The sequence below is a fragment of the Salipaludibacillus sp. CUR1 genome (genome assembly GCF_021028955.1).
In the GTDB taxonomy this organism is placed as follows: Bacteria; Bacillota; Bacilli; order Bacillales; family Salisediminibacteriaceae; genus Salipaludibacillus.
Genome location: NZ_JAIWPE010000010.1, coordinates 44,122 through 66,185 on the forward strand (window position 1 = coordinate 44,122; position 22,064 = coordinate 66,185).

A 22,064-nucleotide genomic window follows, 5' to 3' on the forward strand; every position below is an offset into this window, starting at 1 on the left:
TATACTCTCATTTTATACTATAAAAAAAGTTTATAGAACCGCCTGTCATACCATTCCTTTCTCAAGCCAAAATGAAAGCTCTCTTGAGTGAGTGTGTGCGTCCTGATAGCCAAGTTCATACAAACGCAGCAGTCTTTTCTGATTTCGTTCAAAACTGCTGACCGGCAGATCAACGCTGGGACGGATGACATAGACATTGTCCTTTTCCTGTTCAGCTTCAATAAACGCCAGCGCTTCGTTATAAGTAATGACCCTTTTTTCGAGGGAATCTGCTACGGCAGGATATTTTCTGTACATCAGTCTCATAAATGCTGAAGTCCTCCGTGGCCTCGTACAATCATCCACCGCTTTTGTCATAATGACGACGTTTTTCCGGCTGCCGTCTTCATACGCTTTTTTTACAGGAAGCGGATCAGCAAGCCCTCCGTCAAGAAGCACTTTCCCGTTATATTCTACCGGCTGGGCAATCAACGGGAGTGAACTGGAAGCCCTGATTATTTTCAAAATGTCCTTACCGTGACGCTTCTTGTTATAATAAAGGGCTTCGCCCGTCTGACAATCCATCGTACCGACCAGAAAATCTTCCTGGCTGTTGTCGAGAGCAGTAAAGTCAAACGGCACAATGTGATTAGGGACTTTATCAAACAAAAAGTCCATGCCGAATAACTCTCTTTTTAAAATAAAATTTCGCCATGACAAATAGCGCGGATCCTTCACAAGCCCTATATTTACCTTCTTATTCCTCCCTTTTTGACGGGAAAGATAAGACGCCCCCATACAGGCGCCGGCTGACACCCCGATCACATAATTAAAAAATATCCCTTTTTCAAGGAAGTACTCGAGAACTCCAGCCGTATAGAGTCCTTTCATGCCTCCCCCTTCTAAAACAAGTCCGCAATTATGCATTTTAAAGCCCTTCTCCAAATCCATTTTTTATCTCCCCTATTTCACTTCTCAAAGAGGAGGTGCTAAATGAATCATACAGGAAGACTCGCTGCTTCTTCAATGATTTTCAAATCGTGAGGGAGGAGGAAACGTTGTCTCTTGTTCGAGGAAGGCTTTCCGCCGTTCTGGATCATACTCTCTTTTTTGCAAATCGGTTCTTAACGCAGCTAAATAATCAACATACGGGCCATATTCAGGGCCAAAAGTACCGGAGAGGTGGGCACGGATTTTTGAGGCTAATATCGGGCTCGCTCCCGAAGTCGTGACTGCAATCTTCAAACGTCCTCTGGCTAAAACAGACGGAAAAAAGAAGCTGCTCAGTTCCTGGTTATCCACCACATTAATGAGCGGAATATACTGGCTTAAATGCCTTGCAGCTGTTTCATTTAAAGATGGAGAATCAGTGGCAGCCACCAGCAGGAAAAACCGGCTCCAATCCAGATTCAGCCGTTTGCACGTCCTCTGCAGCACGTCAGCTTCCACAACAGAGTCAGGATAGTAACGAAAATTACCGGCATCTTTCTTCAGTCCGTCTGTCAGATCAGGGCTGATGACTGTCACAGCTGCCTGTTGAGCTAAAAGATGGCGGATTTTCCTCTGAGCAACCTTTCCTCCTCCTATCACTGCACATGGGCGGTTTTTTAATTGAACAACCAGAGGAGTGCTCATTTAATCAATTCCTTTCATTTATATGATCTGTTCACGTATTTACTCGTTGTTAAGTGCCGCCAAAGCTGCAGCTGCCTGGTCTTCAATCCAGTATGAAACATTTGGATGGGGAAGGTAAGTGTCTGCACTTGTATATGCAAGCCCCTCCAATTTACGTGGAATCACTTTCTTCGTAAAATAGCCTTCACATAAAAACAAGGGAAGGACGAGCATCTTTTTATCGTCCGGAAGGCTTTCAGCGACCTGCCTTAAATTATCCGGATGCAGCGTGCCATAAACTGTTTTATGGAAGGAAAACCGCTTATCCACCTCCAGTTTAATTTCCTCAAGAAAACCTTCCCACTTCTGTTTAAAACCTGGCTCATCGCTGCCGTGTCCGACAATCAGCAGTGTTTCATTTTCGGGTTCCGATGTCAGTGCATCCATTCTCTCAGAAATCATATCAAGAATAAGAGGGTGGTTATTCATTGGTTCACGCCAGATAATGCGGCAATGTGTCTGGACAGGTTTTAAATCTGTTGTCACGGTTGTCCCGGCTTTTACACCAAGCGCATACTTGATTTCATCAATATGCGTACTCCCTGAAGAAATGAAGAGAGGGATCGAAATGATTGTTTCGATGCCCCGCTGTTCCAATTCCCGAATGCCTTTTTCAATTGTTTTCTCTTCAGTAAATTCAAGACAGCTTAGAACTACTGTAAGGTCTGTGTTTACCTTACTGACCGCATATTCAATATCTTTTTCCCACTGAGGATTGCTTGAACCGTGGGCGATCAGCAGGACACCAGCTTTATTTTCGCTTCTGCTCACTTTATACCTCCCCTCTACAAGCTTATGGCTTCTTGAAAAACCGGGGAACTTTCGAGCTTTTCTTCAAACCAGGCAAGCTCTTCCCTCAGCCTGACCACTTCTCCTACCACAATAATAGCTGGAGATTGAATCTTCTTTGTTTTTACATCTTCTGCAATGGTCTCTAAGGTTCCTGTTACCGTTCTCTGGACGTCACAGGTGCCCCACTGAATAACAGCAACAGGTGTGCTTGCCGGCCGCCCATTAAGCAGCAGGTTTTCCTGTATCATTCCAATCTGCTTGACGCCCATATAAAAAACGAGTGTATCGATTCCGGTTGCCAGACTCCCCCAGTTAATTTCCTCTTTTTTCCCTTCTTTACGGCGGTGGCCGGCTACGACAGCAAATGAGGAACTCAGTTCCCGGTGTGTGAGCGGGATTCCTGCATAAGCGGGAGCTGCTATGCCTGAAGTGATCCCCGGTACAATTTCATACAGGAGGCCGTTTTGCCGGCATGCCGCTGCTTCTTCACCTACACGGCCGAACACCGACGAGTCGCCTCCTTTTAAACGGACGACTGTTTGGCCTTTTTTCCCGTGAAAAATAAGTATGTCATTGATCTCTTCCTGTGAAATGCAGCTTGTCTGCGGCTGTTTCCCGCAGTATATCAGCTCTGACCCCTGTTTTGCATGATTAAGCAGTTCCGTATTCACTAACCTGTCGTAAACTATGACATCCGCTTCCTGTAAAAGTTCTGCTCCGCGAAGAGTTAAAAGCTTTGGATCCCCGGGGCCTGCCCCTACAAAGTATACTGTACCTTTATTCCTTTTCATTGCTCACACTCCTCTGCGTCTTTTAGCGGCCGATAACAAAGCCCGTTTTTCTGCTGATTTTTCTCGTTTCTATTAATGACAGCTCTTCTATTAGTGGAGTTTTCAAATAATATTTTTCCAATTCAATTTCAGCCGCATCGAACGCATCTGTTTCATTGTCTGCGGCTACGACAATTGAAACGTCTTCCTCCTGGTTAATCCGTGCTTCAAACCGGTAAAGAATCACATGTCTGCCTCCCTTTATAATGGTTACTTTAAAATACGGGCCTACGAGACTTGCTGTTCCATAATTGTACTCAGCTTCTCTTGGAGAGGTTCTTTACCTAAACGCTGGTAAAACGTATAGAAATTTTCTCCCGGCTGCTTCTCTTCCGTAAAATATTTTATAAATTCGTAAAGTACCCCTTTCAATTGGGAGGCCTCAATTTTTCCTTTAAGCTTTTCATTAAACTGTGCCTGTTGTGTTAATGTTCCGCCAACATAGATTTCAAATGCTTCGACAAGCTGCTTATCTTTATTTTTCATCTTAATGCCTTGAAGGCCGATATCCGCAATCTGCCTTTGACCGCAGGCATTCGGGCACCCTACCATATGGATCCGAACTGGCACATCGACTTTTAAATGATCATCCAGATAGTCTGCGATTCCTCTCATCCGGGCTTTTGTTTCTACAAGAGCAAGGTTACAGTACTCAATACCTGTGCAGGAAACAGAAGACCCGATAAAAGGTTTAGGTTCAATATTCATGCGGTCCAGGATGTCTTCTTTAAGAAATGCCTCTACTTCTTCATCGGCAATATGAGGAATGACCACATTCTGTGAATTACATGTTCTGATCTCGCCGTTTCCGTAATGCTTGGAAATACGGGCTAATTCCAGGAGTTCAGCCGTATATAAACGGCCTACCGGAATATTTAAACCGATGTAATTAAAGCCTGGCTGCTTTTGTGGATGTACGCCGTAAAAGTAACCGGCGTTCCAGGTTTCAAACTGGTTCTTTCCTTTCGATGGAAGCTTAATATACTCATTCATTTTCTCTTTAAATGCTTCCGGTCCCCAGTCTGCCATTAAAAACTTCAGCCGGGCCCGATGGCGCTTTTCGCGGTAGCCATAGTCCCGGAAAATAGTTGCAACCACCTCAGTCACTGTTTTAACCTGATCAGGCGTGACGAACAGATCGAGCTCCTGAGCAAGATAAGGTTTAGCTGAGAGCCCCCCGCCCACATAGACATGAAAGCCAGCTACTGTTTCTCCGCCTATTTCCTTCATGGCAGGTGTAAACGACAGGCAATTAATTTCTGCATTTTGCGCATTATTAATATTAGAGGAGATAGAAATTTTGAATTTTCTTGGAAGGTTCGAAAAATCACGATTATGCTGGAAATATGCATAGACATCATCCACTATGTCCTTTGTGTCAATAAGTTCCTTAGGGTCAATTCCTGCAAGCGGGTTTCCTACGATGGTCCGCATAATATCCCCGCATGCTCCGACAGATGATAAGCCCACTCTCTTCAGGCGGTCAAAAATATCCGGTATATTTTCAATCTGAAGCCAGTGAAACTGGATAGCCTGCCGGGTAGTAATATCAATCACATCCCTGCCGTAGTCTTTAGCAATAGCTGCCAGTTCCAATGCCTGGTCATATGTTAAAATTCCTGACGGGACATTCACCCTCATCATAAAATAACCGTCTTCTTTCGGCTTTTGCAAATAAAGGCCGGCCCATTTGAATAATGGCCATTCTTCTTTAGGGATTGACGCAAAACCTTGTTCCGCATAGCGCGGAATATCCTTTAATATATCCAGTCCGTCTTTTTCCAGCTTCTTCTTTTCTTCTTTACTCAGTTTTTCGTTGTCTGCCCAAACTTTTGTATGCCCCATTCATAAACTCCCTTCTTCATCCTTATTGCTTAGCGGATAATTCCTTTGTTTTTTAAATAATCGATAATCTGTTCTACTGACTGTTCTATAGAGATCCGGTCGGAAGAGACGGTTATCTCCGGATCAACCGGCTCTTCATAAGGTGCACTGATACCGGTAAATTCGGGGATCTCTCCTTTACGCGCTTTTTTATAGAGTCCTTTAGGGTCTCTTTTCTCGCATTCTTCCACCGGACATTGCACATATATTTCGATAAATTCTTCTTTCTCAACCATTCGCCTGGCAAGATCGCGATCGTCCCTGTAAGGAGAAACAAATGCTGTAAGAACAATACTTCCGTTTTCCACAAACAGCTTTGAAACTTCCCCAATTCTCCGAATGTTCTCCTGACGGTCTTCAGGCTTAAAACCGAGGTCTTTGTTTAAACCGTGGCGAATATTGTCACCATCCAGAACAAAACTGTTAACTCTCTCCTCATAAAGCTTCTTGTGGAGGGCGTTCGCAAGGGTCGATTTTCCTGAACCGGATAAACCGGTAAACCATAAGATACAGCTTTTATGTCCGTTAAGGTCCTGGCGCTCCTGCTTCGTTACAACAGAGCTGTGCCAGTGAATATTGGCAGAGGCAGTGTGTTTAGTCATACTGTCACCCTCATTCCTTTAATGAGCACATTCACCACTTCCGGCCTGCTGAATTCAGGAGGCGGCGTTTTCCCCTCTCTCAGAAGTTCACGGACTTTTGTGCCGGATAAAATCACACGGTCTTCAATGCCGTGCGGGCACGTTTTCGTAGATGCCATATTTTCGCACTTTTTGCAAAAGAAACTGTGCTCAAAGAAGAGCGGTGTGATACCGAGTTCCTTTCCGGTGAACTGACGAAAAATCTCCTGGGCTTCGTAGGTCCCGTAGTAATCTCCTACTCCTGCATGGTCCCTTCCGACAATAAAATGGGTGCATCCATAATTTTTCCGGACGATCGCATGGAAAACTGCTTCCCTCGGGCCTGCGTATCTCATAGCAGCCGGAAACACAGCAAGAAACACACGGTTCTCAGGATAATAATTTTCAAGAAGCACCTGATAACTTTCCATCCGGACATCAGCGGGTATATCATCAGCTTTCGTTTCACCGACAAGAGGATTTAAAAAGAGGCCGTCTACGATTTCCAATGCCGCTTTTTGTATATATTCGTGGGCCCGGTGGACAGGATTCCTCGTCTGAAACCCTACAACCTTCTCCCAGCCTTTCTTTTCAAATGTTTTTCTTGTTTCAGCCGGGGGAAGATAAAACGTTGAGAACTGGTCTTTTAAAGGAATACGAACAAGAGTGACCGGTCCTCCTAAATAAACGCCTCCTCTGTCATACAGCTTTTTTACGCCCGGGTGAGCCTGATCTTTCGTTTTATAGACATTGACGGCTTCAGTCTCCTGGTCTGGGGAGTAAATTTCATGCAGTTCCATTACTCCGTATGTTGTTCCGTTATAAGTAAGCCGTATCGCCTGCCCGGGTTTCAGTACCGCTGCCTCTTCCGCTCTCACTGGAAGGGTAATAGGCAGGCTCCAGACATGGCCGTCAGCTAAACGCATATGATGAACGACTTCGTTATAATCTTTTTCTCCCATAAACCCTGTCAATGGACTGTAAGCTCCGTTGGAAATGAGTTCCAGATCCGATAAACCGGTCTTATCGAGTGCCACTGCCTCTCGAATGCTGGCATAGTCGGCTTTTTCGTTCACTCTGTTTACTAAACTTCCTCCGTGAGGAATACTTTTCGTCATAACAATTCACTCCTTTTTTGATAGTGGTTTTAAATGAAGCCCGCACTCTGTTTTTTCCAGACCGGCCCATCGCCCCGCGCGGTGGTCTTCCCCTTCCTTTACTGCGAATGTGCATGGTTCACAGCCGATGCTCGGAAACTGCCTGTCGTGGAGAGAATTATAGGGCAGCTCCTTTTCATGGATATAGTTCCAGACGTCTTGCCAGCTCCAATGAATGAGCGGGCATATTTTAATCATCGCGAATTTGTCATCTTTATTGACAAACTCTGTAGCCGCCCGTGAAGGTGACTGATCCCTCCTTAATCCTGAGAGCCACGCCGTACTTCCTTTAAGCGCCCGTTTTAATGGCTTGTTTTTGCGGATGTCACAGCACAAATCGGGTTTCGACTTCCATAACTGCTCTCCGTGAACCGATGCCTGCTCTTCCAAAGATAATTCAGGTTCTATCATATCTATTTGAAGCTCCGGATAACGCTGTTTCACCTTATCAATCAGCTCATATGTTTCTTTAAAATGGAGATGCGTATCAAGAAACACGATCCGTGCATCTTTTTTTACTCCCGCAATCATGTCTGTCAACACGATTCCTTCAGCACCAAAACTGCACGCGTATACAAGCTTGTCGTTGAATAAGCCATAAGCCCAGTCAATGACATTTTCTGCTTTCTTATGTTTTAAGCGGTCGTTAAAAAATTGGTAATCATTTTTCGTAAAAGTGTCATATGATGGTGTTTTTTTCCTTTCACTCATGCCTTTCCCCCATCCCTTATTAATGCTGAACTGATTCCTGTTCAGGTTTTCCGGATTTATAAAGACTTAACGTGCCTGCCGTAGCAATAATGATCGCCAGGATCAGGACCACCATGTATGGATTAGGATGCAAAAATACGTGAATTAAGCTGTAGGACATAACCAGTGAAATGACCGGAGATACTACCCACACTTTAATAATTTTCCTTATAAGACCCTTTTGCCAGAGCTGAAAACCGTTCTGGGCGCATCCAATGCCGACGATGCCGGAAGTGGTTGCCTGTGTTAGCGGGACAGGAATACCGAATATAGAGGCAATAATTACAAGGCCGCCTCCTGTGCCCGATACAGCCGTCCCCTGGAGCAATGAAAAAGAAATTATTTTTTTTCCGTTAGTTTCAAGCACTTTGCCTCCAAACAGGACGGCACCCGCTGCAACAAAAATTCCGCCGATTATCACTCCTGCAGACTGATCCATTAACCCTGCCCCGACTACCGGGCCGACCGCATTGGCCACATTATTCATTCCTGCGGAAAAAGCCTCAATAAATCCCGTAATAATCAGCAGTAATGCAAGATATTTTTTCCATTTGCCCTGCCCTGTTAATTGGGGCCATTTCTTTTCCAGCTTCAGAATCACTTTTCCAGAAACAAAGCAGATCACAAACGCTGTAACAGGGACGATCAGCCAGAAAGAGACAATAAACAGGACGTTGTTGACATTAAGTGCCTGAAAAGCAATGCCGACGCCCACTACTGAACCAATGGTCACTTCACTCGTTGATAAAGGAATGCCGATAACATTAGCAAGAAAAAGTGTAAGAGTAGCCGAAATCAAAATAACTAAGGCCACTTCCAACGAAAATACATTTGAAGGAATGATCCCTTCTCCAACTGTTTTGACAACTTCTCCTCCTCCGATGACCGCTCCGGCGAGGGCCCCCGTTCCGGCAATAAGCAGCGCAATGGACTTCTTTTTTAAAGCCCCGCTCCCGTACACAGGGCCCATCGTGGCTGCTGCCCCGCTCGCTCCTATATTCATGGCGAAAAATAAGGCAATAGCTATCGTCGCATAAGCTAACAGCATCTTTACCACCTCCTGACAGCAAGGTTAATACCCAACAAATTTTATAAACCCGATATGATTACTAGGTATTATATACGCTTAATTAAAAAGGGTCAATACAGAATTTTGAAAAAACAGGATATTATTTTAAAATGGGCTGCCCGGGAGAGTTGTTTGAATCTCATTTAATTCGGCCACACGCAGGAAAGAGGGGCTTTTTTGGATGGTGGTTGGCAATAAAGTTTTGGTTCCATTTTTTGGGATGCTTGACTGTTTCACTATTTCATTTATGATAGATAAATAATCTGCCGTCCTTAAAAGGAGTTTAAAAATGACATTTTGGAAGTTTGCTATATTAAACCTTTTACCTGTCATCATTATTATGGCTGTTATTTACACAGCATCTTCTCAAACAGCAGACCAGCAGGACATCAGCCCCCTGCTTGACCGGGTAACTGATGAAAATGTACTGAGAGAGACAGCTGTATCTTTGAAAGAGAGAGTCGATTTTGTTGCAGACCGTGCCATTTCTTTCGCAGCTTCTCACCCGCAACTTGTCCTGGCCGGCATGGCAGGGGCTGCGGTCTTCATGGTTGCCGTCTTTTTCCGTTTGTTTCAATCGACTGATTCTTTTGCAAAAAAAAGTATTAAGTCGCTAGTCTATACAGGACTTATTTTTATATTTTTAGCCGCTGTGACAGCAGCCGTGAAAAGCGATGCCGTCATTGAACTGCTTAGAAGTTATGTGTCACTGGATCACTTAAGGCGGATACTGCAGTGGATTGATTTTACCTACGCAGGGACACCAGTCAGTCTGGAAAGCCACGGTGTCGACGGCCTGCTGGAATTTTTACTGAGAAAAGCGGCGCATTTCTTTCTGTTTGCATTACTCGGCTTTTTCCTGTTCCTTTCCGTTTACAGGCTAAGCGGCAGACCTTTTCTATCATTTGCTGCTTCTCTTATTATTGTGATTGTATACGCAGCGCTTGATGAATACCGGCAAACCTTTATTCCTTCAAGATCAGGACTTGTGGAAGATGTCATTCTCGACACTGCCGGAGGTATTTTCGGCACAGCAATGGCCTGGCTGAAAAAAAACCTCTCCAAGCGACTGCAGTAAATGGAGGGCGTCAATGGGGGTCTGTCCCCCAGCCCGTTAATGCGTTAATTGGAAAGGGGACAGACCCCCGGTGCTTTAAAGCGTTTATGGGATGTGGTGCTCTCTTACATAAAACGGCATGTTTCTTTATCTTTATTTTCGTGAATACAGTATAGATAGAGACTACGGAAAGGATGAAGAAATATGCAATCATTACAGGGAAAGAAAGCGCTCATAACTGGAGGAAGCAGAGGGATTGGCGGTGCTGCAGCTTTGGCTTTAGCTAAGGAAGGTGTGGAACTCGGTCTTATTGCAAGGTCAGAAGAGAGTTTTACCGCTATCAGTAAAGACTTAAATGACATAGGAGCAACATTTGTAACAGCTGCAGCTGATGTTTCCAGCAAAACTGAAGCGCAGGAGGCAGTAAATAAAATAGAAGATCAGCTTGGATCAATTGATATATTGATTAATAATGCAGGCGTAGCAGCGCGCGGTTCCTTTATAGACCTTACCACCGATCAGTGGAAAAAAGTACTTGATATCAACGTCATGGGGATTGTACATGTCACTCAAGCAGTCCTGCCGGGCATGATCTCAAAAAACCGAGGAGATATTATAAACATTTCTTCCATGTCAGGATTGAAGGGCACAGAAGGTTCAAGCGCATACAGTGCTTCAAAATTTGCCGTTATTGGAATGAGTGAATCACTCATGCAGGAGGTGCGGCGCCATAATATACGGGTAAGCGTTCTGACCCCGAGCCTTGTTGAAACAGACTTAACACGGGGTGAGTCAGGAGAACGTAACCCAGACAAATACACACAGGCAGAAGATATGGCTGAATACATGGTCAGCCAGCTAAAGCTGAACCAGAGAACGTTCATTAAGACAGCAGCCCAATGGGGAACCAATCCATTTTAAAATTAATTTTGAAAAAGGGGTCAGACCCCCGGCGCGTTAAAGCTTTAACGCACTGGGGGTCTGACCCCTTTTTGCCTCTTTTATTTAATCCTATTATTTTAACCCGTTTAATATATTTACTGGTTTATGATGGAATTTTTGTCTATGACTAGTATAATCAGGTTATAAGTTTATCCTATTAATAGTCATAGTTTGTGAGCCAGCCTTTAACCAGTACCATTAAAAGACTCTAAAACTGTCATAGAAAGAGTGGAGGTTTAGTATGGATTTTCCTAAAAATGATTTGCCAGTCAACCCCAAAAAGGATGTTTTTGGAATAGAAATTGAATGGGATAAGGCAAACGGATGTATGAGGTATGCGGGAGAAACCGCCATGGTCATGTGGGTTGAAACCGCTATGAAAAGTTTCCTGGAAACTATTAGTGAAATTTCAGGCTCCCAGGTTGCGAATGTCGTTCTGGAAACAGCCGGCTACCGTATGGGAGCCATTGTAAGCGAATTCTTTAAAACGGGAGAAATAAATGATATTTTTCAAACCCTCCCTTCAGTCTACCGCGCTGCCGGCTGGGGGCTTACGACAGTAAGTGATTATAGCGTCGAGAATAAAACAGCTGTTATACAAGTAAAAGATTCTTGGGAATACCGAATTAATAAAATTCAAAGCCAAGGCAATGATCCTGCTTTCCTCCCGGGTCATTTTGCAGGTCTTTTATCTAATTTATATGAAGAGAATATCTGGTATACAATTGAGAAAAGCCAGCTCAACGGTGATGACTGCTATGAGTTTTATTTTTCGCCATCACAGATTACTCCTACCCAGAATATTCATGAACTGACCCGGGCACAGGAACAAAGGGAAATTTCCAAGCTTGAAGAGATGGTGGAAGAGCGGACGAAAGATTTGAGAGAATTAGTGAAAGAAATTTCCTCCCCTCTCATACCCGTTTTCGATGACATCGTGGTTATTCCATTAATGGGGACATACGATGATATGCGTGCTAATGAACTTCTGCATAAGACACTGGACAAGCTGCCTGAAATTAAAGCAAATTACGTCATACTGGATTTGACAGGAATTAACGACAGTATCGATGAATATATGATTTCGCTTATTCAGAAAATGACTCAGTCTGCTGCTCTTCTCGGTTCAAAGTGTATTCTTGTCGGCATCTCTCCTAAATTAAGCATAGAAATGACCAATGCTAATTTTACTACGAGAGAAACACATATCGGTTGTTATTCCACTTTAAAACACGCGATAATGTATGCTCTTTCCCAGGAAGGGAAACAAATTTAATCTTCATAGTACCTGCCTTCAAATTAAGGAGGCAGGTACTAATTTTATGTAAAATAAGATATCCTGTTAAAATAAAGTTTCAGAATTAAATGCCAGAAAGGAATGTGCCATCATGAGCCTGTCAAATAAGCGCGTTGTTATTGCCGGTTTAAGAAAAACTGATGAAATAAGCACTCTTATTAAAAATCATCACGGGATCCCCCTTGTCCGGTCTCTTCAAGGCACCGTTTTTTTTAATAGCGAAGAAGTCAAAAAGGATCTGGAACAGGTGGCCCAGGCGACCTGTGACTGGATGATCTTCACTACAGGTATTGGCGTCAATGCGCTTATAGATACAGCTGAAGAGATCAACTTAAAATCTTTGTTTTTAGAAATGGTAAGCGGGGCGAACGTTGCTTCAAGAGGATATAAGACGTTTTCGGCCTTGAAAAAACTAGGTGTCAGCCCACAGGCAAAAGATGACGACGGGACGATTAATGGACTGATTTCTTCTTTAAAACCATTCGACTTTAAAGGTAAACGGGTGATGGTACAGCTTCACGGAGAAAATGCCCCGTCTCTGATTACCTTCTTAGAGGAAGCCGGGGCTGATGTTCTGCCTGTTCTTCCTTATAAGCATGTTTCCCCTAACCTTCAAACGATGGAACGTTTCTGCCAGGAAGTAATTTCAGGAGAGGTGGATGCCGTTTGTTTTACCGCAGCTGTTCAAGTACATTTCTTGTTTAAGTATGCCTCAGAGAATGGGTATATGCATCAGCTTACTAAAGCGTTCAACTCGCACACCGTGGCCGCTGCCGTTGGAAAAGTTACTGCTGAAGCACTGCACGGGAAAGGAATAGAACAATGTGTCCAGCCTGACCTGGAAAGAATGGGTGCGATGATCGTAGAATTAAGTCACTATTTCGGTAGAATAAAAGAATAACATTATACTTAAAAGGCATGCTGTCGTACGATTGACAGCATGCCATTTGTATTCCTGTCTATAATTAGACTGAAATGGCAGAGAAGCGGCTGGCAGCCGGCTTCTCAGTCCATTTCCCGGAGCCTGGACGATTTATTTATTCATTTGTGCCAGAAAATCACCAAGTAAATCTTCACCGTCCTCTTCTTCCTCTTTTTCTTCCTCATTCCTGTCTGCAGAAGAAGCGAACTCTTCTCTTGCTTTATTTAAATCAAAATTAGCCAGATCATCTTCCAGGTTATCTTTTTGAGGAGAGGACTGGTCAGGTTCTTCTAATGCTTTTTCCCTTTCCTGAGAGGGCCCATCAGTTTCAACCCTTTCACCGGGCATGGAAGCCTCATTTTCCTGTAAATATAAAGCCTCATCAATATCAATAGAACTGCTGTTTAACGAGGCCAGAAAAGCAGTTGCCCGCATTGGATCTACCAGCAATTGATAGACAACACTCCCTAAAAGAGCTTCAGAGTGTGAATGTTTAAGCCAATTGCGTTGCTCCTTTGTCAACTGTCTAGGCAAGGGGATGGTGACCGTTTCTCTTTCTTTGGATAGAGAATTATTAACTCCTTCTAAAGCAAACTTAGCAATTTCGCTGGAAAAATTTCTTCTTTCAGTCTCTTTTAATTTTTGAAGCTGCTTTAAAATATGATCAGGTGTATCAGAAGGGAGGCGGAACGTAATTGCCTGCCCTCTCTCAATCCTTTTTGTCATAAAACCACCCTATTTGTTTTTTACAGGCTGTTTTTCTGTCCCTTTGTCACTCTTAGCTTGCTCTTTATTATTTTCTCTGTTAAAAGCGGAAATTAACTTGTAATAGGCATTAGCCATCATCCAGATACTTTCCTTCTCGTCTTCAAAGAAGCCGATATTATATCCGTCTAAATTATTATTGATCGTTTTAAGATATTCTTTTAAAACCATCGATCCTCCGCCAACAAAATAACAAATTTCTGTCTGGGAATTTTTTTGCCAGACATTGCGTAAATGCCTGTACTGTTTTTTGGCTATGTCTAATAAGATTCTGTCGGTAATATCATGAACGCTTGTCCGGCTGCCTTTGACCATAATGTGGTTCCTATCATTTTTCTTAGTGATAATGTCAACGACATCTCTTCGGCTATCCAGCTCAACGCCGTGTTTTGATCTGATTTCTTCCCTGATCTGCTCTAACGACTCAGAAACTCCAATATTAAACCCTTGAGCTTTATCATCATCTATCTTACGGTTAACGATGACCGCAATATCAGTTGTTAATCCGCCGATGTCCTGGATTAATATTCTCTTATCCACTAAATCTCTGTTAGTGATGTTTAAATCGTTATCCATTACCAGATTGATATAAGCAGCAAAGCCTTCAGGATATACTTTGACATGGTCAAACTTTATATTAACCTTCACCCCTTGATATTTAGGGGTAACTAAAAATTCAACTTGATGAACTGACCCTAACAGGCTTGAACGATAGCCTACGTCCTTCCCTTCTTTCACTTCACGAAGAGGCAGACCTGTACCTAGCGTATAATTAGCATCTATAACATTATCTTTTCTATTAAACAGCTCTGCATTTTCTTCTCTCGCAGCGTCCAATGCTAAAGAGGCAAAAAGCATAACAAGTGTCTGGTCTTCTTCAGATTTACTGCTGCCCATATCTAATTCTGTAGCATTGCCGCTCTTTGTCGCTAAGTCTCCAACACGATAGATCGCATTGTTTTCTTTTAAGGCAGGCGAATGAACTCGTATATGTACTCCCTCTAAAGGATTTTTATCGTCCAGTTCTTCTATACCAATCACGGGTCTGTCTTCTGTATCTCTTGCAATGACATTCGGCATAGTCAGTTCATAGTCTGCTTTTCCGAATAACCCTTTAATTGAATCATTGCCCACATCAATTGCTGCAATTCTGCTTTTGCTCATATTATACATCCCTTCCTTTATATCTAATAATTTCCACAGATTAAATGATATAGCAGGAATCAAGATTATACAATCATCCCAAAGTTGTGTTCAAAAAAGAAAACATGTATACAGATATGTATACAATCACGATCATCGTATAAACCCTTTCACATAAGGATGCGTACGTGTTTGTATACAGGTATACATACTTGCAAACAAAAAGAATACATTTTGTTTACAAGATTACAAAATTGTATACAAATAAATCTGGCGCTTTTATCCTCTTTAAAAAGATCGATTTACCTCGACTGAAATTTAAAAGGGGTCTAAAAAGGGGTCTGTCCCCCACCACGGTGATGGGTTGAAGTGTCCAGTAAAACCATACGGATCCGGGGTTAATGACTCTTAACACAAAGTTAAAACATTTCCGCCTGACGTTTACTCTGTAAATTATTCCTTAGACTGGCGGCCCTGGACTGAAGCGAGCCCTCTTTCCAGTCATTATCCATTTAAACTATTAACAGGTCTTTTGTCATTATTTTCTGATTATTCTGTCCTATATTTCCGCCTCGTAAAGGAAAAATAAGGTTTTTATAGAATATTTCAAAAAGCAAACTTGTTTTTTCTCCAAAAAAATAAAACAAGGAGGATCAGAATTATGCCACATCTTTCTAAACATGAGATTGAAAAGGTCAAAAAAGTCAAAACGAAGAAAAATGAAGCTGATTTTTTAAGAAAAAAGAATGTGGTAGGTGTGGGAATTGGCGTAAAGCTTAAAGATGGAAAACCTACAGGTAAACCGGCGCTCGTGACCTTTGTAACTGCTAAAAAGCCGCTTGAAGCTTTAGACAAAGAGGATGTGGTACCTGAAGAAGTTGACGGAGTAGAGACAGATGTGGTCGAGATAGGCATGCCCACGGTGCAAATAGGTTTAGAAGAAGGCAGTACGGACACCTTGCGCACTCTCCCTTCAAACGAGCTGAAAGTAAAAATAAGGCCTGTTAAAGGTGGATGGAGCGTTGGGCATCCTAATATTACAGCGGGCACAGCCGGGGCAGTCGTGTTTAATAAAGACGAGAGAAATCCTGCAAGATACTATATCTTATCGAATAATCACGTCCTTGCCAACAGTAACGATGCTAAAATCGGCGACCCGATTTTACAGCCTGGACCAGTAGACGGGGGCAGTGCTCCTGATGACCAGGTAGCTTCGTTAAGCAGATTTATTCCTATAGATTTTACTCCTGATAAACCTGCGGAAGAACATGAAAACCTGGTAGATGCAGCGATCGCTGAAGGCTCCCTGCAGGAACTGGACCGTGAAGTATATTGGACGGGATATATTAAAGGATGGGTAAAAAAGGAAGATGTCGAGGTTGGCATGCTGTTAAAGAAAACCGGCCGGACAACAGGCTATACCACTGCGGAAGTCCTCACTGTAGACGCCACAATTGATGTTAACTTCGGTAATAACCGTGTAGCGCGATTTGATGAACAAATTCTTACAACCCCCTTCTCACAAGGCGGTGACAGCGGGTCGTTAGTGACCGATTATGAAAACCGGGCTGTCGGGCTGCTCTTTGCCGGAAGCCCTGAAGTGACAGTACTCAACCAAATTGAGCACGTAAGAGATCTGTTGAGGATCGACTTTGTGTAAAATCAAGAGGTCGGGACAAAAGAATAGTAACCATAAAGAAAGCCGAACAAATCTTATGATTTTTGTTCGGCTTTTCGCTTTTACTGCAAAAGAAGAGGAACTAAGCTAAAAATGACGAGGTTCAAAAATCACGAGACGCCTGCAGGAAAAGCATCTTCTGAAGATCCCGCAGGCGATCTTTGCCGAGGAGCTGAAGAGATGCCTGCGGCAAGCGAGTGCATTTATGAACCTCATCTTATGGTCTATTGTGAATTCATTCTTCGGTTATCCTGGATTTAATTTAATTTAGTTTTGTCCCAGCCTCTATATCTTTCTATCCTCTTTCACTTAGTAACACATTAATGTGCTGGGGGTCAGACCCCTGCCTGAGGGCAAATTAGTTGCCCGGGGTGAAAGTCCGTTTTCCAAGTTCACTTTCCAGCATATAAAAGGCATTACTGTCATTTTCTATACGCTCAAGCTTTTGAATAATAGTATCAAAAGTTGCTTCTTCTTCTACTTGTTCTTCAATAAACCAGTTCAGGAATGTCATAGTTGCATGTTCCCGTTCGTCAAGTGCGATATCTGCAAGATTATAAATTCGTTTTGTCACTTCTTTTTCGTGCTCGAGTGATTTTTTAAATGTATCAAGCACTGAAGAAAATGTGTTGTATGGAGCAGGAATTTCTTTAATTTCAGCACGTTCGCCTAAATCATTAATAAAACGGTAAAACTTCATGCCATGGTAGCGCTCTTCCTCTGCTTGTGCCAAAAAGAAGTTTGCAAAACCGTCTACTCCCCCATGAGAACAGTAGGCAGCTGCAGCAAGATAAGCCTGCGCAGAATAGAATTCATAGTTCATTTGCTCATTTAAGCTCTTTACTAACTTTTCGCTAATCATTTTCTTCACCTGACCTTTTTTAAGTTTAATAAAAGAGAATCTATCTATAAGACTATCACATTTTTTTAATAGATAATAATGGAATAAATGTATTGTTTTTAAATCTTAATGTTCCATTCATTGTCTTTTTAATTTATTTCCTGTTAGCATATTAATTAATATCTAGTAAACTATTTTCGCTGATGTCGAAGGCCTAAGGAGGGAATGCCGTGAGTGCCAGAAGCCTCCATAAAACCGAACACCATTTACTGTTATGCAATGGAAAGAACTGCAAAAAAGCAGGCGCCAAGGCTTTTCATAAAGCGGTACAGCGCGAAATTTCAAACCGGAATTGCAAACAGACTATACAAACAACCCGGACCCGCTGTCTTGAACGATGCAAAGATAAGTGCGCTGCTGTCGATTATCCTGCCGGCACATGGTACAGAAACCTGACGGAAGACGATGCGGCGGAGCTCGTAGACACTCTCTTAAACCAGGATCTCTGGCCTGAAAAAACAAGTTACACAATGGCCGGGGGAGAACTCCGCGCAAATAAAAAACCTTCAAAGAAAAAGAAAAGTAAAACAAAATAAGAATAAGGGGTCTGTCCCGGCACATTAACGCTGTACAAAGCCGGAGGACAGACCCCTTATTAATTCAGTTTAAGAATACAAACCCGAAAACTCCAAATATTAGTGTGGATACCAGGGCTATACCAGCCCCTATAAGCGTTTCGTATGGCAGAAGCTTAAATCGTTCTCTCATATACATATGGACACTGGCACGTGTAATGTGAAAGTAGGTCCCATGAGGCATATGATCCAATACCGTAGCTCCGGCATGAACCATGGCTGCACCTGCTAAAGCATTTACTCCAAGGTCTAAAATGGTTGGTGCAAAGACGCTTCCAGCTACCGCCGTTCCTGCTGCTGTGGAGCCCGTGGCTCCGGACATTGTAATACCAGCCAAAGGAGCAAGAACATAAGCCGGAATGTTAAATGCGTCGATCACATATAGAATTTGACCGATTAAAGCCGAATTTGCAATGACACCAGCGAGAGTCCCTGTACCGATCAAGAGAACGGCTACCCCTGACATTTTATGGATTCCAGAGGTGATATACTCGTTTAAATATGCTCCCTTTCTCATGATTAGAGCTCCGGCGATTCCACCCGCAGGAAGAGCGAACAAAGGATCTATAGACACACCTGCCAACGGCTGTAAAAGCAATAAGAAAATAGCAACAGCAGGAGCCGTTAAGGCTGCTGTTAACGTAGGTGTATCACCTTTACCTTCTGTTGACAACTCGTTATCTTCCACTTTAGCCCCTGAATATCTTAACTTCCTTGCTAAAATATAAGTTATCCCTATCCCGGCGAAAGCAGGAACGAAACCTGCTATCATTAGAGTCGTCAATGGAATTTGGAAGGCTTCAGCTGCCGCAATCGTATTAGGGTTAGGTGAAATAATATTGCCTGCTTTTCCTCCGCCTGAAATGGCTAAAAGTATGGCCATTTTCGATGTGTCAGTTCTCTTTGCAATCGCGAGGGCAATAGGTGCCATCGTTAAGACTGCTACTCCGATGAAGACACCGACACCTGTCAATACCATTGTCGCTCCAGCTATTGCAAGGAGTGCTTTTGCTTCACCTAAACCGTTTAAAATTGATTCGGCTATCTTTTTTGCGGCACCGGATTCTATAAGCACCCCTGCAAGGATTCCTGCAGCGAGTACACGAAGGACAACCCCTGTCATCCCTTCAGCACCCTCTATCATAATCTCTACCGTACCGGTGAAGGTCGCTCCTCCAGTAAGCCCGCCTATAACAGCTCCCGCCATCATAGCGTAGGCTGGGGCTACCCGTATTAGAATGAGACCAATTGTTGCAGCCAGCGCAATAATTGTTCCCAGAGACGTTAATTCTCCATCCACTATGTAATCACCTAACCTTGCCAGTCATAGTAATTTCTAACCTATCATACTACGTTTTTAACTCGAACGCAGTGAAAAATCATAGAAAAAGTATGTGAAAAGGGGTCAGTCCCCTTTCACATTAAAGCGGTAAAGATATGACTCTAAAATACTCTCTTAAATTCTTTCTATTTTAATGACACTTCTAATGGCCTGTTTCTAAAGGCCTTATCCTTAACAGTTCGGCTTGATTCGCTTTAAAATACAACGTTCAAACGTATGGCTGAGGCTAGGGGTTTTTCCACCTGATACAGCTTCTTTACTGCATTAACGGCTGAGTCTCTCCTCCTTATGTAAATAAAATAGCCCTAATCGCAGGACAACTTTTGCAAAACTGACAGAATGCACCGTCAATTTCAGACAAATAGAGCCAATGGGCAATGCCGCCGTAATATAAAGCTTCTAGGTCTATTTTAAAGAACAATTTAATTGTAATTAGTCTGTAAGACTTAAATATAAAAGACGTTAATTATGTCTAAAGTAAGGTAAAAATTTGTCTTTTAAACAACCTATGCTTTTACACGTCTCTATTCGCACAGATAATTGACAGAATATTCTGTTGTGTATTCCATTTTTATCCACTACGCTTAAAATAGTTCGGATATCGGAACTTTCGATTTCCAGTCATTCGGGCAAATTATAAAGAAGGTAGGGATACGTGTGAAGAGATTGGCGTCGGTTTTTTTAGCTGGTTTAATGATGGGTTCGAGCTTCCTGGGAAGCAGTGCCTTTGCGGCGAAAGACTCGCTTGAGGAGTTTGAAACTTTAAACAAGGGTAAAATCCGGGTGATAGACAACAATGACAAACAAGGTCCGCCCTCGTTTGTCGCAGGTATGCTGTCTGAGCGTTTTGCTGAAGCGAATGGGCAGAATGCTAAGCATTTCCTAGATGAGCATAAGGATTTCTTTGAGATGGACAACCCTGAAGAAAACCTGGAGGAAGTCCGTTCCAGTGAGGATGACCTTGGCATGACCCATGTACGTCTTCAGCAGACTAAAAATGGTATTCCCGTTGATCGAAATGAGTTGAATGTCCACTTCAATGAAGATAACCAAATTACAACTGTAAACGGAAATTTTGATAATGAAATCGAAAATATAAACATTAATACGACGCCTTTTGTAGAAAAAAATACGGCCCTTCAAGCGGCTAAAGATAAGGTGAACGCGCCTGATTTTGTGGAATTTGAGGAAACTGATCTGATTGTTTATCCATTTGAGGAGGACTATCATCTTGCTTACAGGGTGAACCTTGAATTCCATACAGGCTCGCCGGGAAACTGGTATGTTTATGTGGATGCTCATACAGGCGAAGTCATTGATAGTTATGATGCCATGACAGGCTTAGGGGAATTCTTTTCTGAATATATTGATACAGAGCCTGCAAAAGAAGCTGAAGCATCTGTCTCTTCAGTTAATATGATGAGTGCTCTGCCTCTATCAGTAGAACCTGCCAGCCTTTTGTCTTCCCGTGGAAAAGGTCTGGGAACGACAGGTGTGGAAAAACTGTTAAACCTTTCTCATGGCCCAGGTAAAAATGGCGGGCGCACCTTTTACTTAGCAGACCAGACATCTGATATTATGGATGGGATTTTTACGTATAATATGAAAAATACAACAAACCAAATTTCCCTTTATGAGAATACTAACGCCTCCTGGAAAGATGTAATGTACAGCGGTGACAGCAGCTCGTGGGAAGCAGTCGGCCAGGGGCCTGGCGTCGATGCCCATAAGAATTCCCGGATTGTGTATGATTATTTCCTCGAAAACCACGGCCGTAACTCACTGGACGATAATGGGATGGCGATCCGGTCACGCGTCCACTATAGTACAGAATTTAACAATGCGTTCTGGAGCAACGGATTAGCGATGATGACTTATGGGGATGGAGACGGCCAGCAATTTATCCCTCTGGCGTCGCTTGATGTGACAGCCCACGAAATGATGCACGGCATTACACATTATAACGGTGGTCTGCGCTACCGTTTTGAAACAGGGGCGATTAACGAGGCGTTCTCGGATACTTTCGGTACGATTATCGACGACCGCAGCTGGGATGTTGGCGAGGATATTATGGGTGAAGCATGGCTTGCAGAAGGCCGCACCGCCCTCCGAAGCAATGAAGACCCTGGAAAATTCCCAGTAAATGAAAGATTCTGGGCTTACAGTGTGGATGGCGAAGGCCGCTACCCTTCCCATATGGATGAGTATTACTTCCTCCCGGGACATATGGATAACGGCGGTGTCCATATTAACTGTACGATCCTTCAGCACTCAGCTTATCTTGTTGCGGAGGAATACGGTATGGGGCGTGAAGTAGTGGCTGACACGTGGTACCGTTCTTACGACTATCTGCATTATGATGCCACCTTTGCAGAATTCCGTGAAGCGATTCTTCAGTCTGCAATTGATCTTTATGGGGAAGACAGCGAAGAATACGATGCCTTCCTCGGTGCTTTTGATGATATCGGGCTTTACGAAGGGTGGTCTCTGGAAGAAAACTACCGCGGCCCTCTTTGGTAATAATTCAAGGGGTCTGTCCCCTCGCACATTAACGCTGTAAAGCTCTGGGGGTCAGACCCAGTAGCCTTGCACGAATGGAATATATTGTAATTTCGAGTTTACAAACACAAAAAAAGCTCCTATTGTAGAGGAGAGACCAATACTTGTTCCCAATCCTCTACAAAGGA

22 protein-coding genes are annotated in these 22,064 nt (G+C 43.1%); 8 read left to right on the top strand and 14 right to left on the bottom strand.

What is annotated here, in order from left to right:
* Nucleotides 1–45: 45 nt before the first annotated feature.
* The 10 genes from K8O68_RS01735 to K8O68_RS01780 all read right to left on the bottom strand — a co-directional run bounded on the left by K8O68_RS01735 (nt 46) and on the right by K8O68_RS01780 (nt 8,734).
* On the bottom strand, nt 46–906 hold the full coding sequence (locus tag K8O68_RS01735) for a patatin-like phospholipase family protein (RefSeq protein WP_230895237.1): 861 nt from the start codon (nt 904–906) through the stop codon (nt 46–48).
* Between the two features lie 96 nt (nt 907–1,002).
* Complete coding sequence (locus tag K8O68_RS01740; protein ID WP_230895215.1) at nt 1,003–1,614, bottom strand: precorrin-2 dehydrogenase/sirohydrochlorin ferrochelatase family protein; 612 nt, start codon at nt 1,612–1,614, stop codon at nt 1,003–1,005.
* A gap of 39 nt (nt 1,615–1,653) precedes the next feature.
* Complete coding sequence (locus K8O68_RS01745; protein ID WP_230895216.1) at nt 1,654–2,424, bottom strand: sirohydrochlorin chelatase; 771 nt, start codon at nt 2,422–2,424, stop codon at nt 1,654–1,656.
* 14 nt (nt 2,425–2,438) lie between these two features.
* Nucleotides 2,439–3,236, bottom strand: coding sequence for a uroporphyrinogen-III C-methyltransferase (gene cobA / locus K8O68_RS01750; protein WP_230895217.1), 798 nt, complete (start codon nt 3,234–3,236; stop codon nt 2,439–2,441).
* 22 nt (nt 3,237–3,258) lie between these two features.
* Complete coding sequence (locus tag K8O68_RS01755; RefSeq protein ID WP_230895218.1) at nt 3,259–3,462, bottom strand: DUF3906 family protein; 204 nt, start codon at nt 3,460–3,462, stop codon at nt 3,259–3,261.
* A gap of 41 nt (nt 3,463–3,503) precedes the next feature.
* The gene (locus tag K8O68_RS01760) at nt 3,504–5,120 is read right to left on the bottom strand and encodes a nitrite/sulfite reductase (RefSeq protein ID WP_230895219.1); all 1,617 of its coding nucleotides are present in this window, start codon (nt 5,118–5,120) and stop codon (nt 3,504–3,506) included.
* A gap of 29 nt (nt 5,121–5,149) precedes the next feature.
* Nucleotides 5,150–5,761, bottom strand: a complete 612-nt coding sequence (gene cysC, locus K8O68_RS01765; RefSeq protein ID WP_230895220.1) for an adenylyl-sulfate kinase — start codon at nt 5,759–5,761, stop codon at nt 5,150–5,152.
* Nucleotides 5,758–6,897: a sulfate adenylyltransferase gene (gene sat, locus K8O68_RS01770; RefSeq protein WP_230895221.1), complete on the bottom strand. Its 1,140-nt coding sequence runs from the start codon at nt 6,895–6,897 to the stop codon at nt 5,758–5,760. Before sat ends, cysC begins: the two co-directional genes overlap by 4 nt.
* Nucleotides 6,898–6,903: 6 nt before the next feature.
* Nucleotides 6,904–7,647 carry a phosphoadenylyl-sulfate reductase gene (locus K8O68_RS01775; RefSeq protein ID WP_230895222.1) on the bottom strand — a complete coding sequence of 248 codons (744 nt, stop codon included), beginning with the start codon at nt 7,645–7,647 and terminating at the stop codon, nt 6,904–6,906.
* Between the two features lie 19 nt (nt 7,648–7,666).
* On the bottom strand, nt 7,667–8,734 hold the full coding sequence (locus K8O68_RS01780) for a sulfate permease (protein WP_230895223.1): 1,068 nt from the start codon (nt 8,732–8,734) through the stop codon (nt 7,667–7,669).
* A gap of 310 nt (nt 8,735–9,044) precedes the next feature.
* Between K8O68_RS01780 and K8O68_RS01785 the strand changes: the two genes are divergently transcribed.
* The 4 genes from K8O68_RS01785 (at nt 9,045) to K8O68_RS01800 (ending at nt 12,952) form a co-directional block, all read left to right on the top strand.
* Nucleotides 9,045–9,833, top strand: a complete 789-nt coding sequence (locus tag K8O68_RS01785) for a VanZ family protein (protein ID WP_230895224.1) — start codon at nt 9,045–9,047, stop codon at nt 9,831–9,833.
* 183 nt (nt 9,834–10,016) lie between these two features.
* Nucleotides 10,017–10,733, top strand: a complete 717-nt coding sequence (locus K8O68_RS01790; protein ID WP_230895225.1) for a 3-ketoacyl-ACP reductase — start codon at nt 10,017–10,019, stop codon at nt 10,731–10,733.
* 262 nt (nt 10,734–10,995) lie between these two features.
* On the top strand, nt 10,996–12,030 hold the full coding sequence (locus tag K8O68_RS01795; protein ID WP_230895226.1) for an STAS domain-containing protein: 1,035 nt from the start codon (nt 10,996–10,998) through the stop codon (nt 12,028–12,030).
* A gap of 112 nt (nt 12,031–12,142) precedes the next feature.
* On the top strand, nt 12,143–12,952 hold the full coding sequence (locus tag K8O68_RS01800) for a uroporphyrinogen-III synthase (RefSeq protein WP_230895227.1): 810 nt from the start codon (nt 12,143–12,145) through the stop codon (nt 12,950–12,952).
* Nucleotides 12,953–13,084: 132 nt separating this feature from the next.
* Here K8O68_RS01800 and K8O68_RS01805 read toward each other — a convergent pair whose 3' ends face one another.
* Both K8O68_RS01805 and K8O68_RS01810 read right to left on the bottom strand, forming a co-directional pair.
* The gene (locus tag K8O68_RS01805; protein ID WP_230895228.1) at nt 13,085–13,699 is read right to left on the bottom strand and encodes a hypothetical protein; all 615 of its coding nucleotides are present in this window, start codon (nt 13,697–13,699) and stop codon (nt 13,085–13,087) included.
* 9 nt (nt 13,700–13,708) lie between these two features.
* Nucleotides 13,709–14,902 carry a ParM/StbA family protein gene (locus K8O68_RS01810; RefSeq protein WP_230895229.1) on the bottom strand — a complete coding sequence of 398 codons (1,194 nt, stop codon included), beginning with the start codon at nt 14,900–14,902 and terminating at the stop codon, nt 13,709–13,711.
* A 640-nt stretch (nt 14,903–15,542) separates the two neighbouring features.
* Here K8O68_RS01810 and K8O68_RS01815 point away from each other — a divergent pair.
* Both K8O68_RS01815 and K8O68_RS01820 read left to right on the top strand, forming a co-directional pair.
* Nucleotides 15,543–16,541: a S1 family peptidase gene (locus tag K8O68_RS01815; RefSeq protein ID WP_230895230.1), complete on the top strand. Its 999-nt coding sequence runs from the start codon at nt 15,543–15,545 to the stop codon at nt 16,539–16,541.
* 111 nt (nt 16,542–16,652) lie between these two features.
* Nucleotides 16,653–16,820 (top strand): hypothetical protein, encoded by a 168-nt coding sequence (locus K8O68_RS01820; protein ID WP_230895231.1) that lies wholly within the window; start codon nt 16,653–16,655, stop codon nt 16,818–16,820.
* Nucleotides 16,821–16,917: 97 nt separating this feature from the next.
* Here the strand turns inward: K8O68_RS01820 and K8O68_RS01825 are convergent, their stop codons facing one another.
* Entirely contained in the window at nt 16,918–17,421 is a 504-nt protein-coding gene (locus K8O68_RS01825; RefSeq protein ID WP_230895232.1) for a ferritin, read from the bottom strand.
* A gap of 209 nt (nt 17,422–17,630) precedes the next feature.
* Between K8O68_RS01825 and K8O68_RS01830 the strand changes: the two genes are divergently transcribed.
* Nucleotides 17,631–17,996, top strand: coding sequence for a (2Fe-2S) ferredoxin domain-containing protein (locus tag K8O68_RS01830; protein ID WP_230895233.1), 366 nt, complete (start codon nt 17,631–17,633; stop codon nt 17,994–17,996).
* Between the two features lie 64 nt (nt 17,997–18,060).
* Here the strand turns inward: K8O68_RS01830 and K8O68_RS01835 are convergent, their stop codons facing one another.
* On the bottom strand, nt 18,061–19,335 hold the full coding sequence (locus K8O68_RS01835; protein ID WP_230895234.1) for a GntP family permease: 1,275 nt from the start codon (nt 19,333–19,335) through the stop codon (nt 18,061–18,063).
* A gap of 699 nt (nt 19,336–20,034) precedes the next feature.
* On the opposite strand from K8O68_RS01835, the gene K8O68_RS01840 reads away from it, so the two are divergent.
* Complete coding sequence (locus K8O68_RS01840; RefSeq protein WP_230895235.1) at nt 20,035–21,897, top strand: M4 family metallopeptidase; 1,863 nt, start codon at nt 20,035–20,037, stop codon at nt 21,895–21,897.
* Nucleotides 21,898–22,064: the final 167 nt, after the last annotated feature.

Excerpts from the sequence above, each read along its gene's own strand:
- cysC (WP_230895220.1), bottom strand. The coding sequence starts at position 5,761 with ATGACTAAACACACTGCCTCTGCCAATATTCACTGGCACAGCTCTGTT.
- K8O68_RS01825 (WP_230895232.1), bottom strand. The coding sequence starts at position 17,421 with ATGATTAGCGAAAAGTTAGTAAAGAGCTTAAATGAGCAAATGAACTAT.
- cobA (WP_230895217.1), bottom strand. The coding sequence starts at position 3,236 with ATGAAAAGGAATAAAGGTACAGTATACTTTGTAGGGGCAGGCCCCGGG.
- K8O68_RS01735 (WP_230895237.1), bottom strand. The coding sequence starts at position 906 with ATGCATAATTGCGGACTTGTTTTAGAAGGGGGAGGCATGAAAGGACTC.
- K8O68_RS01740 (WP_230895215.1), bottom strand. The coding sequence starts at position 1,614 with ATGAGCACTCCTCTGGTTGTTCAATTAAAAAACCGCCCATGTGCAGTG.
- K8O68_RS01790 (WP_230895225.1), top strand. The coding sequence starts at position 10,017 with ATGCAATCATTACAGGGAAAGAAAGCGCTCATAACTGGAGGAAGCAGA.
- sat (WP_230895221.1), bottom strand. The coding sequence starts at position 6,897 with ATGACGAAAAGTATTCCTCACGGAGGAAGTTTAGTAAACAGAGTGAAC.
- K8O68_RS01820 (WP_230895231.1), top strand. The coding sequence starts at position 16,653 with ATGACGAGGTTCAAAAATCACGAGACGCCTGCAGGAAAAGCATCTTCT.
- K8O68_RS01810 (WP_230895229.1), bottom strand. The coding sequence starts at position 14,902 with ATGAGCAAAAGCAGAATTGCAGCAATTGATGTGGGCAATGATTCAATT.
- K8O68_RS01795 (WP_230895226.1), top strand. The coding sequence starts at position 10,996 with ATGGATTTTCCTAAAAATGATTTGCCAGTCAACCCCAAAAAGGATGTT.
- K8O68_RS01815 (WP_230895230.1), top strand. The coding sequence starts at position 15,543 with ATGCCACATCTTTCTAAACATGAGATTGAAAAGGTCAAAAAAGTCAAA.
- K8O68_RS01775 (WP_230895222.1), bottom strand. The coding sequence starts at position 7,647 with ATGAGTGAAAGGAAAAAAACACCATCATATGACACTTTTACGAAAAAT.
- K8O68_RS01785 (WP_230895224.1), top strand. The coding sequence starts at position 9,045 with ATGACATTTTGGAAGTTTGCTATATTAAACCTTTTACCTGTCATCATT.
- K8O68_RS01780 (WP_230895223.1), bottom strand. The coding sequence starts at position 8,734 with ATGCTGTTAGCTTATGCGACGATAGCTATTGCCTTATTTTTCGCCATG.
- K8O68_RS01805 (WP_230895228.1), bottom strand. The coding sequence starts at position 13,699 with ATGACAAAAAGGATTGAGAGAGGGCAGGCAATTACGTTCCGCCTCCCT.
- K8O68_RS01760 (WP_230895219.1), bottom strand. The coding sequence starts at position 5,120 with ATGGGGCATACAAAAGTTTGGGCAGACAACGAAAAACTGAGTAAAGAA.
- K8O68_RS01800 (WP_230895227.1), top strand. The coding sequence starts at position 12,143 with ATGAGCCTGTCAAATAAGCGCGTTGTTATTGCCGGTTTAAGAAAAACT.